Below are 14436 nucleotides of genomic sequence, written 5' to 3' on the forward strand. Positions count from 1 at the left end.
TCAGGCGACCTTGGCGTTGCGGAACGGCAGGTTGAGCGCATCCATCATGCGGCGGACTTCCTGGCGCGCCGCCACGTTGGACATGGACATGCCGCGGCCATCCAGGCCCTTGGCTTCCTTGAGGTCCATCAGCGTGAGGCCACGCAGGAAAAGCTCGCGGTAGACCACGCGTTCGCCAAGCCCCGGGATATAGCGGATACCGATCCGGCGGGTCAGTTCATTGAGAACGCCTTCGACCCGTTCCTTGTTTTTGGCGTGCAGCATCCCGACACGGTTCCGGAGCACGACCCAGTCGATGGAGGCCCCATCGGCCATCTGGCGGCGCTGACGCGCTTTCCAGACCATCTCGGCATAGAGGCTCGGCCCCTCTACTTTGTGGGTGTTCGGGTTCACACGGGCCAGCAGGTCGAGATCGACAAAACTGTCATTCACCGGGGTTACCAGCGTGTCCGCCGCCGTATGCGCGAGGCGGGACAGGAAGCTGTCACTACCCGGGCAGTCCACGACCACGATATCCACCTTGTCCATCAGGCCCACGTAGGCCTCCTCGAACCGGCGCTTTTCATCCGCCTCAGCCTCATCCGAGGTCCGGAGCGTGGATTTGGCGACCACGGTTTCAATCGGCATGGGCAGATCGAGGCCCTTGCGGTCCAGATATGTGCGGCGGTTTTCGATATAACGGGTCAGGCTGCGCTGGCGTGCATCCAGGTCGATGGTGCCCACCCTGTAACCTTCGCGCAACAGCGAGACAACAATATGCATCGCCGTTGTCGACTTGCCAGAACCGCCTTTCTCGTTGCCAAGAACAATAAGATAAGGTCGATCAAGGGGTTTAGCACTGCGGTTAGCCTCACTGTCAGGCACCGTCTTCTCCTCCCGTTACACAGAACCCGCGCCTTGATTCTGGCGCATTCCGGCACTATCTAGCCGAACTCGGGTTTTGAACCTACATTTATTAACCAGATATATATAATATCTGGTGACGGAGAAATGGTGAACGTGCGTAAAACCGTACAAAAAATATTGCTGGTAGCCTTCGGGACGCTGACGCTTGTCGTCGGCCCCTTCTCGCTTGCCCGCCATATGATCAGTACGGCGCACATGATGGCGCTGAGCGCCGACAGGCCCAATTATCTGGCCCACCAGTACCCTGCAGGCCGCGCCACGCTGACACCGAAGCTCGCCCATCTTCTCAACAAGGATTTGCACACGGTCAACGCCGTCCCGCGCGTGTTCCTGACCCGGCTGCCGGAAAAGCTGCCTGACCTCAAGAACGCGCAGAAACGCAAGCGGATGTTCACCTCGGTGCTGCTGCCTGTGGTGTTGCGCGCGAACGAGCTGATCATGGCGGACCGCACCCGGCTTAAGGTACTGCGCGAAAAGCTGGAAGAAGGCCGCCCCTTGCGTGAAAGCGAGGAAGACTGGCTCGCGGAGAAAAGCAGCCAGTACCGGCTGAAAAAGCGCCATGATTTCCAGACCAAGGATATCGACATTCTTCTGTACCGTGTCGATGTCATCCCGCCGTCGCTCGCGCTTGCGCAGGCAGCGATGGAATCCGGCTGGGGCACCAGCTATTTCGCCCAGGAAGGCAACGCCCTGTTTGGTGAATGGGTGTGGGGTGACAGCAACGGTCTCCTGCCGCGTGACCGCGATGAAGGCAAGACCCACAAGGTCAAGAAGTTCGACTATCTGATCGATAGCGTGCTGAGCTATATGACCAACCTGAACCGGCACCCGAGCTATCGGGAGCTGAGGCGCCGCCGTGCCGAACTCAGGGACCTCAACCTGCCGGTCACGGGCCCTGCCCTTGCCCCCGCGCTGGTCGATTACTCCGAGCGCGGCGCTTCCTACGTCAGCGATATCCTGTCGATCATCCATTATAACGATCTGGACAAGCTGGATAGCGCCCACTTGTCGGTTCAGGATACGGACCTCGCCCGATGACAAGCCCCGAGACTGGCCTCGTTCCCGTTGTGCACACGGTCGCCGACCTGCGCGCCCAGGTTTCCGCCTGGAAGAGTGAGGGCCTGCGTGTTGGCCTCGTACCAACCATGGGCGCCCTCCATCATGGGCACCTCTCGCTTGTAGATGCCATTGCGGGCCATGTAGACCGTGTCGTGGTGTCGATCTTCGTCAACCCGACCCAGTTCGGCGAAGGCGAAGACCTGGACAAATATCCCCGCCAGATGGAAGCCGACAGGAAAGCGCTTTCGGATACGCCAGCCAGCCTGATCTTCGCGCCGACAGTCGAGGAGATGTACCCCGGTGGCTTTGCCAGCACCGTCAGCGTCAAAGGCGTCACCGAAGGCTTCGAAGGTGCCCTGCGCCCCGGCCATTTCGACGGCGTTGCCACCATCGTCACCAAGCTTCTGATGCAGTGTGGCCCGGACGTGGCGATCTTCGGCGAAAAGGACTATCAGCAGCTTGCCGTCATCCGGCGTTTTGTCGCCGACCTCGACATTCCGGTCGAAATTCTGGGCGGCGCCCTGATCCGGGAACCGGACGGCCTCGCCGCCTCGTCCCGGAACGCGTATCTGAGCGAAGACGAACGCCGGGTTGCCGGGCGCTTCAATGTCATCCTCAAGGATTTGGTGACAGCGGTCGAAGCTGGCAAGGACCTGCGTACCGCCGAAGCCGAAGCCGGGAAAAAGCTGATCGAGGCAGGGTTCGATACAGTCGACTATGTCAGCATCGTCGACCCGGACAGCCTTGCCCCCCTCGAAAGCCACGACCGCGCGGCCCGTGTGCTCGCCGTTGCCCGCCTGGGCGGCGTAAGGCTTCTGGACAATATGGCAATCGGGGCCCCCTGAGGCGCCCCGACATTCTCTTATCCGTTATTTCTTGGCCGTTTCAGGCGCCGCTGGTGCCTTGGGCTCCGGCTTGCGGGGGAAACGGTCCTCCCGCATCGCCGCGTTATAGAGGAAGCTCGCCATAATCACCGCCGCCTGCTTGAGGTCTGCCTCATAAGCATGATCGAACGTGTCGATCTGGCTGTGGTGGACGCGGGTTTCATAATCGAGCGGGTCCTGGATGAACTGGAAGCCCGGCAGGCCGATGTCATCGAACGGCTCATGGTCGGTGCCGCCGGTGGCGTTCATCGACACGGTCTTGGCCCCCAGGTCATGGAACGGTGTCAGCCAGCGCCCGAAGATAGCCGCCGCGGCCGCATTGCCCTCCGAATAAACACCGCGGATCTTGCCTGAACCGTTATCCAGGTTGAAATAGACCGAGAAACGGTCAAACCCCGGCTTATGCGTGATCGGGAACTGGCCATATTGCTGGGCATAGGGTTCGGAATATTTATAGGCTTCGTCCGGGTTGGTCGGCCGGGTCGCCAGATGATCCTGCACATATTGGTAGGAGCCATAATAGCCCTGCTCTTCCCCGCCCCACAGGCCGATGCGGATGGTGCGCTTGGGCTGGACGCCGAGCGCCTTGAGGATGCGCACAGCTTCCATCACCACCGCGACACCCGCGCCGTTGTCGGTGGCACCGTCGCCCACGAACCAGCTGTCCAGGTGCGCACCCGCCATGACGATTTCCGGATGGCGGCCCTTGCCGGGAATTTCGGCAATGGTCGAATAGGATTTCATGTCTTCATTATGGAAGGTGGCATCGATATCGAGGCTCATCTTCACATCGTCACCGCGCTGATACAGCCGGACGAGACGGCCATAATGCTCAGCCGCGACCCGGATACCGGGGATGGTGGCATTGAGGCCCTTCTTATACTGGTAGCCACTGGCTTCGATGAGCATCGCGCCCCGCGGGCTGCGGCGCACCATGGCGAGCGCGCCTTCCTTGGCGAGGAACTGTTCCAGCTTGTACTGGTTGCCGACATAATCGGCCCACCAGCGGTTCTCATCCTTGGTTTCAGAGGTCGGCACGCGGTAGTTGACCTCGCGCTGCAGGCCCTTTTCGTCCAGGCGTTCGAAAATCTCGTTTTTCGGCTCTTTCTGATCAGGGACCGGATCGACCAGCACGATCTTGCCCTTCAACTCCCCGGCGTATTTCTTGAAATCGTCCGGGGATTTGATCGGCGCATAAAAGATGGAGCCACTCAGCACACCCTTGGTGCCCGGATGCCAGCTGATCGGCAGCGCATAAAGCTGCATCTTGCGCGGCGCTGTCATGAACACATCGGCGCGGCTATAGGTCCAGCCCGGGCCGAACTCGAAGCCTTCCAGATGCGCGTTCTTGAGGCCCCAGGCCGTCAGCTTGTCCTTGGTCCACTCGTTCGCGCGCTTGAGACCGGGCGAGCCGGTCAGGCGCGGGCCGATTTCATCACTCAGATATTCCAGCGTCTGCATCACCTGGGAGTGGTTAAAGCCCTCATCCCGGATTTTGGTGACCATGTCGAGGTTGACGGCATCATCCGCCGCATAAACCGACGCTGTCAGCGAGAAAGCCGCCACAGCGGCCGTAAAGAAACGTTTCATTGCATTCCCCAGTTTGCCGGAAAACCCACAGCACATGCCCCCCAGACACGTCGACTTTCCGTCCTCCACTCCATACACAAAAACAGGCCCAGGTTAGCGCTCCAACCCTTCGACGAACCACTCATACTCCCGGAACGGTTTCAGGGGTTCGACCCCGGCATAGACAAAGCGCATATCGCAGGCCCAATCCTCGAACCGGCCCAGAAGCGGCCACATCTCACGCTTCCATACCGGGTTCAGGCCATTAATAACCGCGATGATATAGTCGGGAAAGCGAACAAAGTCGCCAAACGAGGCGCATTCATCGATAATTAGTTTAGAGAGCCGGCCAAGGAAACAGACCCGCTCGACCAGACGCACGCCAAAGTCGGCCCCAAGCGGCGCCATCTCGGCCCGGACGGCCTTGAGTACACGCTGTGTGAGCGCCGGGCTGTAGGTCAGATGGTCCTCAACCTTGCTGAAATGGTCACCCTTGACCGCATTGGCGGCGATGAGCGCGCGGCGCCTGAGGTCACTTGGCAGTTCCTGGAAACCGCTCGCGAGCCAGAAGGCGATCCGGTTCCGAAGCCGCTCCACCGAGCCGCCCTTGATGATAAAATCGTCGCCACCGGCCTTCAGACCGCCGCGCACGATTTCGATATCGTCATAGCCTGTCAGGAAAATGACCGGCATGGCCTTGAGGCCGCTGCGGTCGAGCGCCTCGACGAAGTCGAACCCGCCCTCACCCGGCATCTGGACATCGCTGATCACCAGGGACGGCCGATAGGCGCGCGTAAGCGACACGGCTTCCTCAGCCGTTTCAGCAATGATGGTCTCGAATCCGAATTGCTTAACCGCCGCTGCGTGGATGCGCAGCACCACGGGTTCATCATCGACCAACAGAACGGGTCCGGTATTCATCCGTGCGAGGGCCCTATAGCAAGAAGACTGCCGCCAAGCCTAGGAAGGCGAAAAATCCAACAACATCGGTAATCGTAGTTACAAAAACGCTGGACGCAACAGCCGGGTCGACCCCGAAGCGATTTAGCCCCATCGGGATCAGCACGCCAAACAGGCCTGCGACAAAGATATTCACGATAAGCGCCACGGCGAAAACGCCGCCCAGAAGCGGGTTATGGAACCAGCCCCACGCCACAAGCCCGGAAACGATGGCAAGCGCCATGCCGTTGACCATCGCCGCCATGATCTCGCGGTTGACGACGCGGAGGGCGTTGGTGGCGCTCAATTCCTTGGTGGCGATCGCGCGCACCGCCACGGTCATGGTCTGCGTGCCGGCATTGCCGCCCATGGAGGCGACAATCGGCATCAGGACCGCGAGCGCGACCATTTGCTCGATCGAGGCATCGAACAGTCCGATGACGGTCGAGGCCAACACGGCTGTCCCCAGGTTGACGAACAGCCACATGAAGCGGCCTTTGACCACCTCGATGAAATTTTCGTTCACGCCTGATTCGTCGCCGACACCGGCAAGCGCGAGGATATCTTCCTCGGCCTCGTCACCGATAACGTCGACGATGTCATCTACCGTGACCACACCGACAAGGCGCTGGCTTGTATCCACCACGGCCGCGGAAATCAGGTGATATTTACTGAACTGGTAGGCCACTTCTTCCTGGTCGGCGGTGACGTCGATCAGGTGCGGTTCCCGGTCCATGATCTCGCCGATGGTGACCGGGCGGTGCGTGCGCATCACGCGCGACAGCGGCACGGTGCCCACCGGCCGGTGCGCGGGGTCGACCACGAAAATGTCGTAGAAATCCTCGGGGATGTCCTCATTCTCGCTGCGGAGATAGTCGATGGTCTGACCAACGGTCCAGAATTCAGGCAGCGCCACCAGGTCGCGCTGCATCAAGCGGCCGGCGGATTCTTCCGGATAGCTCAGGCTTTCCTCGATCGCGACCCGGTCGTCGGCCGGCAGCGCGCGCAGGACCTCGTCCCGGTCCTCTGGTTCCAGTTCTTCCAGAACGTAGACCGCGTCATCGGTATCGAGCTCGTTGACCGCGTCGGCGATCAGCTCGTTGGGCATATGTTCGTACAGGTCGTCCTGCGCCGCGCCTTCAACCTCAATCAGGACGTCTGGGTCCAGCCGGTCCCCCAATAGGGAGATCAGCGACAGACGCTGGCTTGAAGACAGGACTTCCAGAAGGTCGGCGACGTCGGCCGCGTGCAGTTCCTCGACAAGCTCGTAGGCTGCGTCGCGGTCCTCGTCCTTCAGGGCCTGGATAACCTGAGCGATAAACTCACGTGACAGGTGTACGTCGGTCTGCGGAGAGTCCGCATTCTCGTCCTCGGCCAGATTCTGATTGGAAGGTGCGGCATCTGTTACATCGGGGTCGTTGTGCCGCAGATCTTCCTGCCGGTCGTCCGCCTGGCTATCCGGTCGATTCGGATCTCGCCCAGTCTCTACCATGACCGTTTCCCCTTGCTCTAGCCTGCGCCGGCCATTGTATCTTGTGCGACGCAGCTGATGCCATTGCCCTGTTGGCTCCCTTGATAGAAGAAAGCAGCCCGGCTTTCCAGTCTCGTGAATAGAAAATTGTCAGGTGCGACGGCCACGGGCCATTTTTAAGGAGCCAGAATAGAACAGAGCCCGAAGGCTTTCACCTTCGGGCTCTGAGATGGTGCGGTCGAGAAGACTCGAACTTCCACGGGTGTTACCCCACAGCGACCTCAACGCTGCGCGTCTACCAATTCCGCCACGACCGCAACGGAACGGGCGCTTAGCTAACAGAAAGAATTCACCCCCGCAAGGGGAAAAAGACATGAAAATGAAATGAAACTGACAGGCCCCAGGTTTCTGCGGCTTATGAGGATGCGTCAGACCTGAAGCTGGCTCATCATCCGGGTGATGGAAACGCCGATTTTTTCACCGACGATCATGATCTCGCCACGCGCGATCAATTCGCCGTTCGCGTAGACCCAGCATTCGTCTTCATGCTTGGCATCCAGATCGATCACGGCACCCCGGCCCATCTTCAGAAGCTGGCGCACCGGCATGTGGGTACGCCCGAGCACAACTGTGATCTCAACGGAGACTCGATTGACGGAATGAAAGCTCATTAAAATCCTCTACTGGGCTCACTTTACCCTGTTTCCGCGCCAAAGGATGCCTGAGGCACCGCTATAATGCACAAGCAGCGTTATCAAATGCTTAACCAAACCGGGGGCCGACATCAAGCAGACATCCACCGACAAGCGAGAATCGGTGGAAATCGCGCCTCTCCAGCAGCCTCGGCACCGCCACGGCGCGTGCTTTCCGGCTTGGCCTCGGCCCCGTTTGGCGGTATGAAGCCCCCAAAGGCGCCTAGGCGCCACGATATCACAAGAGACTAAGAGGGACCGAATGAGCACCCAAGAGCCCACCCTGTCCATGCCGCTTGAATGGAAGATCAGCGATGAGCTGGTCGCCTACCCTGACGCGCTTGCCTTCATGGAAGAGCGCGTGCGGCAGATCCGGGCTGGAGACGCGGCTGAGATGGTCTGGTGCCTCGAACATCCACCGCTTTATACCGCGGGCACAAGCGCGGACCCGGCCGACCTGGTGGACCCGGACCGCTTCCCGGTCTATGACGCCGGGCGCGGCGGGCAATATACCTACCACGGCCCCGGCCAGCGCGTGGTCTATTTCATGCTCGACCTCAAGAAGCGTGGCCGCGATGTCCGTCAGTTCGTCTATAGCCTCGAGGAAGTCATCATCCGCTCGCTCGCCAAATTCGGCGTGACGGCCGAACGCCGCAAGGGCCGGGTCGGGGTATGGGTGGAACGCGGCGCCGGCCGCGAGGACAAGGTCGCCGCCATCGGTGTCCGTGTGCGCCAGTGGGTTACCTTCCACGGCATTGCCATCAATGTGGAACCTGACCTGGAGCATTTCACCGGCATCGTACCCTGCGGCATTTCCGAGCATGGCGTCACAAGCCTCGCCGACCTTGGCCTGCCGGTCACGATGGATGACCTTGATGTGGTGCTGAAGGACGTGTTCGACGAGGTCTTCGGCCTGGAAAGCCGACCGATGCACCTGGAGTTCCAGGAAGCGCCGGAAGGCCCGTCAGAGACCCAAGCGAGCAAACTGCCCTACGAAGCCATGCCGACCGAAAGCGGCGTGGTGGAGGCTGGCATGCCCATTGAAGACACCCACCCCGTCTTCAAGGTATAGCCCTCTGCCCTTCTCGAAAGATTGACCGCCCTTCTGCTTCCCCCCTATAAATCCTGATGGGGGATACGCGGCCTCCTCAGGCCGCCTTCGAAGGTGGGGCATCAATGGACCGGCACACATCGGTTTTCCTGGACATCAGCCGTTTCACAGCGGCGATGGTGGTTTTCGTCGGCCATACTGCGGGGCACGCCTTCTCCGGCGGGCTGTTCTGGCAGGTGGGACGGTATCTTGAAACCGCGGTCATGGTCTTCTTCGTGCTCTCCGGTTATGTGATCGGCTATGTGACAGACACGCGTGAAACCAAGGCGAAGGACTATGCCGCAGCCCGGCTGGCCAGGCTTTATTCCGTGGTATTGCCCGCGCTTCTTCTCACAGTGGCCGCAGATGCAATCGGCCTGTCAGCCAATGCCGGCTTCTACTATAACGGCCCCTGGAACTTCGGCGGCGAGCATCTCCTCGGCTATCTCGCAACCTTCCTTTATGCCAATGAGTTCTGGTCCTGGCCCGTGGCCCCGGGCAGCAATGCCCCCTTCTGGTCCCTGAGCTATGAAGCCAGCTATTATGTGCTGTTCGGGCTCTATTTCTTTCTGAAAGGCCCCAGGAAGTGGCTGTGGCTTATACTGGCGGCCCTGCTTGTCGGGCCGTCCATCCTGTCGCGCCTGCCGATCTGGCTGATGGGCCTTGGCGTCTATCATTTGCGCAAGAGAATCCGTAGCCTGCCGGGGTGGGTAGCGGGGGCAGCTTTCATCCTCGGGCTCGCGCTTGTCTATGCCTCGCCTCTCATCCGGGAGGGCACCCACCGCTGGACGTTGCCGCTCCTCCGGCCCATGCTGATCAGCGATTATACCGATGGCATCGGCTTTTCGCTTGTCATCCTGGGGTTCAGCACCCTGCCTGAGAGCATTAAAGACTGGGTGCAGTCCGTCGCGGCCCCAGCCCGTTATGCCGGGTCCCTGACCTTCTCGCTGTACCTGTTCCATTTGCCGCTCATCATGCTCATCGCCGCCCTCGGCTGGTTCCCTGTGGACTCTGCCCCTCAGCGGATGATGGTATTTGGCGTGCCCCTCATGGCCGCGGTCCTCATTGGCCGCCCGTGCGAACGCGCAAAAATTCCCTTGAAGCGCTGGTTCCTGGCCCTGTTTGACCGGTGGGGAAAATCCATACCCCACCCCGACAAACCCAATGCTGCATAAATGACAAAAGCCGCACCCGGCTATCCGGATACGGCTTTGGATTTTTCACGCTGCAGGCGCCTTATTTGTGGGCGATCTGCTTGTCGGTAAAAAGATAGTCCTTCAGTTCCTTGTCGAACGTCGGGTCTTTCCGCCGGATCCATTCCAGCACCATGGCGGCATGTTCTTTTTCCTCATCACGGTTATGAGCGAGGATCGCCTTGAGGTCATCATCCTTGCAGGCATCGACCCGCTGGTTATACCAGTCGACAGCCTCCAGCTCCTCCATCAGCGACGTGATGGCGCGGTGCATATCGCGCGTTTCATCCGAAATTTCATTAATGGGCTCATGATACCCTTCAGCCGACATAACAAAGCTCCCTATCGTTAGCTGTTCAGTCTTTTAGGCGGCTATCTTGCAGGATGGGTACGGCCGGATCAATGCCCCTTATGGGGGCAAAGCGTCACACCGTCGGTTTAACCTCAAAACGCCGGGGCACGATGCCCTCGGCCGGGAAGGTCTCAACCTTTTCAACCTCTGCCGCAGGCGGGCCATCATGGCATTTGACCAGCATGGTATTCACATCCGCCTCCGGCCCGACAAACAAGGCCTCCACCGTGCCGTCCTTGCGGTTCCGGACCCAGCCATGAAGGCCGAGACGCGCCGCTTCCTCCTCGGTCCAGGCGCGGTACCACACACCCTGCACCCGGCCATGGATACGCACGCGGACAGCCGCACGGTTCTGAATATCTGTCATTTGGAGGTCTCCGTTCCGCCTCAACTGTCCGCCGGCTCTTGCCTGCTGTCAAGCCGCCACCGGGCGCGGGGAAGACTTGCGCGCCTTGATAAAAAGTTCCGCCAAAAGCAGGTTCGGCACCCAACAACTCAGCGAAATGATGGCATAAGCGAGCGAAAATTCGACCCCACCGATCAGCATCAGTGGCAACTGAATGCGCAACGACACGCCAGCAAGGGTTAGGGCGTAGCTGCGAACCATCCAGCGTTCATGTGCGCCAAAATCCCGACCCCGGGCTTTCAGGAAAGCCGTCGTTGTGCTTGAAAGCCACGCCAGCGCCAACAGGCTAAATCCCACGGGCGGTATTGGCCCAACATCAATATGAACGGCCAGGACCAATCCACACAGGGCGGAGACGATGCAGGCCACAACATAAGTGCGCCCCATCCAGCGATGAAGGCGGGGATGGCGTTGCCGCACGGACCGAAGAAACTGGAGCGGACCCAAAACCATGCCAACAGCACCACCAGCAAGGTGGCCATAGAGCGCAAACGCACGCTGAGCTAAATCTTCCCGCAGGACATCATTGGCACGGATAAGGTCTGTATGCGTAATGAGATAAAGGGCATAAACGGCAATGGCAACTGCCCAGAAGGCCATTAGCCCCCATAAGAAACGTTTCATGTTTTTCCTCGCTTTTTCATCAGGGCACTCTGCGGTGCTTCTTCTTCCCTGAAATCCTAACTTTCGATTGGTCAGGAGGCAAGCGTCTCGGCGAGGCGGGTCATGAAACGGTCGCAGGCGGCAAGCTGGTTCAGCTCGACATATTCATCCGGCTTGTGGGCCTGGGCGATACTGCCCGGGCCGCAGACGACGGCGGGATAATCGATGCCCTGGAAGTGGCCTGCTTCGGTCCCGAAGGCGACGACACTGGTGTCGTTCTTCTCCGCGAGCGCCAGCACCAGCGCCTCGGCGTCCGAGCCTGGCTCAGCCTTCAGGGGTGGCAGATAGGCCCAGCGGCCATTCTCGATATGGCAGCCTGCGTGCTCGGCGGCGATACGCGGGCCGACCACCGTGTCGATATGGTCCTGATAGCGCTTCAGAAGCGCTGCGGAGTCGGTTGCGGGCAGCGGGCGGAATTCCCAATCGAACTCGCACACATTCGGGATGATGTTAAAGGCGCTGCCGCCGATGATCGGGCCGACATTGAAGCTGGTATAAGGCGGGTCGAACGCGTCATCGCGCGGCCCCTCTTCCCGTTCCTTGCGCGCCATCTCGGTGATGAAGCCGATCAGCTCCGCCGCCACGGCCACAGCGTTCACCCCGTCTTCCGGACGGCTGGAATGCGCCTCCCGCCCGATCACGCGGGTGCGGCTGACATGCTGGCCCTTGTGGGCATTCGCGACCTGCATCGAGGTGGGTTCGCCCACCACGACCACCTTGGGGCGCGGCAGCAGCGGCTTCAGATACTGCACCATCTGCTGAACGCCCAAGCAGCCGATCTCCTCATCATAGGAGAAAGCGAGATGGATCGGCGTTTTCAGGTCGGCTTTCACGAACAGCGGCACATGGGCGAGCGCTGAGGCGATGAAGCCTTTCATGTCAGCCGCGCCACGGCCATAAAGCCGCCCGTCGCGTTCGGTCAGCGTGAACGGGTCGGACGTCCAGTCCTGCCCCTCCACGGGCACCACATCCGTGTGGCCCGAAAGCACAACGCCACCTTCGACCCTGGGGCCAATGGTGGCGATGAGGTTGGCTTTGTCGCCGTCCGCATTCTTCTGAAGCTCGGCCTCGATGCCATGCTCCTTCAGATAGGCGGCGATGAACTCAATGAGCGCGAGGTTGGAGAGGCGGCTGGTGGTATCGAACCCCACCAGCCTTTCAAGCAAGCTTACAGTTGCCTTATGACTCTCTGCCCCGGTCACCGGCTTATTCGAACTCCATGATCACGGCATCAACCGCGAGGCTATCGCCCGCTTCGGCATTCACCGACTTGACCACCCCGTCGCGCTCGGCGCGCAGGATGTTTTCCATCTTCATGGCTTCGACGACCGCGAGCGCCTGGCCCGCCTTGATCTCGTCGCCTTCGGCGACGTTGATCGACACCACAAGGCCCGGCATCGGGCACAGCAGCATCTTGCTGGTGTCGGCCTCGACCTTCTCAGGCATCAGCTTATAGAGCGCGGCGGCGCGTTCGGTCTGAACCCGCACATCCATGGCGACACCGTCACACGTCAGCGTCCAGCCGAGGGTGCCCCGGTCAATCTCCATCGCGTAATCGACATCGCCGATGGTGGCATGGAGGACCGGCTGGCCGGGAATCCAGTCGCTGAACAGCTCGACCTTCTTATCGCCAACCGCGACCACCGAATGGTCTTCCATCGGGATGATCGAAGTCACGGCTTCATCACCGTTGATCGACACCACCCACTGGCGGTTCTGCGGGGCTTCGGGCTCGGTGATCTGACCTTCGATCTGGCTCTCGCGGGAGCGCTCCACAGCGTTGAGGAAGGTCGCGGCGACGATCATGGCTTCCTTGACCTCATCCCGGAGGACACCGCCATGGAAGCCGTCCGGATATTCCTCGGCAATGAAGCCGGTGGTCATGTTGCCTGCCTGGAAGCGCGGATGCGCCATCAGGGCCGCCAGGAACGGGATATTGTGGCCGATCCCGCGGATATAATATTCGTCGAGCGCTTTACGCTGGGCGGCAATCGCCTCATCGCGGGTTTCACCCGTCGTGATCAGCTTGGCGATCATCGGGTCGTAGAACATGGAAATTTCCGCGCCCTCATAGACGCCGGTGTCCACACGGACGGTCTCTGTCTCCTCCGGCGGTACATAACGGGTCAGGCGGCCGATCGACGGCAGGAAGCCGCGGAACGGGTCCTCGGCATAAACGCGGGTTTCCATCGACCAGCCGGTGAGCTTGACGTCCTCTTGGCGGAGCGTGAGCTTCTCGCCGTCCGCCACGCGCAGCATCTGCTCGACGAGGTCGATGCCCGTGACCTGCTCAGTCACCGGGTGTTCCACCTGCAGGCGGGTGTTCATCTCAAGGAAATAGAAATTGCGGTTCTTGTCGACGATGAACTCGACCGTTCCGGCACTGCAATAATCCACAGCTTTCGAGAGCGCGACAGCCTGCTCGCCCATGGCTTTGCGCGTCGCTTCATCGAGGAACGGGCTCGGCGCTTCCTCAACCACCTTCTGGTGACGGCGCTGGATCGAGCATTCGCGTTCGCCCAGGTAAATCACGTTGCCGTGCTTGTCGCCCAGCACCTGGATTTCGATATGGCGCGGCTCTTCAACGAATTTCTCGATGAATACGCGGTCGTCGCCGAAGCTGGAGCGCGCCTCGTTCTGGGCTGAGATAAAGCCTTCATGAGCTTCTTCGTCGGAAAAGGCGATCCGCATGCCCTTGCCGCCACCGCCCGCGGAGGCCTTCAGCATCACCGGATAACCGATTTCCGACGCGATTTTGACCGCCTCATCCGCGTCCTTGATGATGCCCATATAGCCGGGCACGGTGGAAACACCGGCCTCAGCCGCCAGTTTCTTACTGGTGATCTTGTCGCCCATGGCGTCGATGGCTTTCGGGTCCGGCCCGATAAAGGCGATGCCCGCAGCCTGCACGGCCTTGACGAACTCGGCACGCTCGGACAGGAAGCCGTAGCCCGGGTGGATCGCCTCGGCGCCCGTATCCTTGGCGGCCTGCAGGATCTTGTCCGCCAGCAGGTAGCTTTCCGCCGCGGCAGGCGGGCCGATGTGAACGGCTTCGTCCGCCATTTCCACATGCAGCGCATCGGCGTCCGCGTCCGAATAGACCGCGACTGTCTTGATGCCCATGCGGCGCGCGGTCTTGATGACCCGGCACGCGATTTCCCCCCGGTTGGCGATCAGGATTTTATTGAACATGCTCTATAGCCCCTATCCCG

13 protein-coding genes, 1 tRNA gene and 1 pseudogene are annotated in these 14436 nt (G+C 60.4%); 4 read left to right on the forward strand and 11 right to left on the reverse strand.

What is annotated here, in order from left to right; genetic code table 11:
- Complete coding sequence (locus tag K6118_RS09130; RefSeq protein WP_247120015.1) at positions 1 to 864, reverse strand: division plane positioning ATPase MipZ; 864 nt, start codon at positions 862 to 864, stop codon at positions 1 to 3.
- A 135-nt stretch (positions 865 to 999) separates the two neighbouring features.
- On the opposite strand from K6118_RS09130, the gene K6118_RS17520 reads away from it, so the two are divergent.
- The gene (locus K6118_RS17520) at positions 1000 to 1944 is read left to right on the forward strand and encodes a glucosaminidase domain-containing protein (RefSeq protein WP_247120017.1); all 945 of its coding nucleotides are present in this window, start codon (positions 1000 to 1002) and stop codon (positions 1942 to 1944) included.
- Entirely contained in the window at positions 1941 to 2810 is an 870-nt protein-coding gene (gene panC, locus K6118_RS09140) for a pantoate--beta-alanine ligase (protein WP_247120019.1), read from the forward strand. Before K6118_RS17520 ends, panC begins: the two co-directional genes overlap by 4 nt.
- A gap of 24 nt (positions 2811 to 2834) precedes the next feature.
- Here panC and K6118_RS09145 read toward each other — a convergent pair whose 3' ends face one another.
- The 5 genes from K6118_RS09145 to K6118_RS09165 all read right to left on the reverse strand — a co-directional run bounded on the left by K6118_RS09145 (position 2835) and on the right by K6118_RS09165 (position 7499).
- Positions 2835 to 4439: a M20/M25/M40 family metallo-hydrolase gene (locus tag K6118_RS09145; protein ID WP_247120021.1), complete on the reverse strand. Its 1605-nt coding sequence runs from the start codon at positions 4437 to 4439 to the stop codon at positions 2835 to 2837.
- 93 nt (positions 4440 to 4532) lie between these two features.
- Positions 4533 to 5339, reverse strand: a complete 807-nt coding sequence (locus K6118_RS09150) for a response regulator (RefSeq protein ID WP_247120022.1) — start codon at positions 5337 to 5339, stop codon at positions 4533 to 4535.
- A gap of 13 nt (positions 5340 to 5352) precedes the next feature.
- Positions 5353 to 6849, reverse strand: a complete 1497-nt coding sequence (gene mgtE / locus K6118_RS09155; protein ID WP_247120024.1) for a magnesium transporter — start codon at positions 6847 to 6849, stop codon at positions 5353 to 5355.
- Positions 6850 to 7058: 209 nt separating this feature from the next.
- Positions 7059 to 7145 (reverse strand) — tRNA-Leu (locus K6118_RS09160).
- Between the two features lie 111 nt (positions 7146 to 7256).
- On the reverse strand, positions 7257 to 7499 hold the full coding sequence (locus tag K6118_RS09165; protein WP_247120026.1) for a FliM/FliN family flagellar motor switch protein: 243 nt from the start codon (positions 7497 to 7499) through the stop codon (positions 7257 to 7259).
- Between the two features lie 310 nt (positions 7500 to 7809).
- Here K6118_RS09165 and lipB point away from each other — a divergent pair.
- Both lipB and K6118_RS09175 read left to right on the forward strand, forming a co-directional pair.
- A pseudogene (gene lipB, locus K6118_RS09170) lies at positions 7810 to 8433 on the forward strand (lipoyl(octanoyl) transferase LipB); the annotation flags it as partial.
- A 263-nt stretch (positions 8434 to 8696) separates the two neighbouring features.
- Positions 8697 to 9785 (forward strand): acyltransferase family protein, encoded by a 1089-nt coding sequence (locus tag K6118_RS09175; protein ID WP_247120029.1) that lies wholly within the window; start codon positions 8697 to 8699, stop codon positions 9783 to 9785.
- Positions 9786 to 9846: 61 nt separating this feature from the next.
- Here K6118_RS09175 and K6118_RS09180 read toward each other — a convergent pair whose 3' ends face one another.
- The 5 genes from K6118_RS09180 to K6118_RS09200 all read right to left on the reverse strand — a co-directional run bounded on the left by K6118_RS09180 (position 9847) and on the right by K6118_RS09200 (position 14416).
- On the reverse strand, positions 9847 to 10134 hold the full coding sequence (locus K6118_RS09180) for a ferritin-like domain-containing protein (RefSeq protein WP_247120031.1): 288 nt from the start codon (positions 10132 to 10134) through the stop codon (positions 9847 to 9849).
- Between the two features lie 94 nt (positions 10135 to 10228).
- On the reverse strand, positions 10229 to 10522 hold the full coding sequence (locus K6118_RS09185; RefSeq protein ID WP_247120032.1) for an acylphosphatase: 294 nt from the start codon (positions 10520 to 10522) through the stop codon (positions 10229 to 10231).
- Between the two features lie 48 nt (positions 10523 to 10570).
- On the reverse strand, positions 10571 to 11185 hold the full coding sequence (locus K6118_RS09190) for a DUF2306 domain-containing protein (protein WP_247120034.1): 615 nt from the start codon (positions 11183 to 11185) through the stop codon (positions 10571 to 10573).
- Positions 11186 to 11256: 71 nt separating this feature from the next.
- The gene (gene argE, locus K6118_RS09195) at positions 11257 to 12426 is read right to left on the reverse strand and encodes an acetylornithine deacetylase (protein ID WP_343269925.1); all 1170 of its coding nucleotides are present in this window, start codon (positions 12424 to 12426) and stop codon (positions 11257 to 11259) included.
- A gap of 4 nt (positions 12427 to 12430) precedes the next feature.
- Complete coding sequence (locus K6118_RS09200; protein WP_247120037.1) at positions 12431 to 14416, reverse strand: acetyl-CoA carboxylase biotin carboxylase subunit; 1986 nt, start codon at positions 14414 to 14416, stop codon at positions 12431 to 12433.
- Positions 14417 to 14436: the final 20 nt, after the last annotated feature.

The organism is Kordiimonas marina (assembly GCF_023006325.1).
GTDB classification, from domain to species: Bacteria; Pseudomonadota; Alphaproteobacteria; order Sphingomonadales; family Kordiimonadaceae; genus Kordiimonas; species Kordiimonas marina.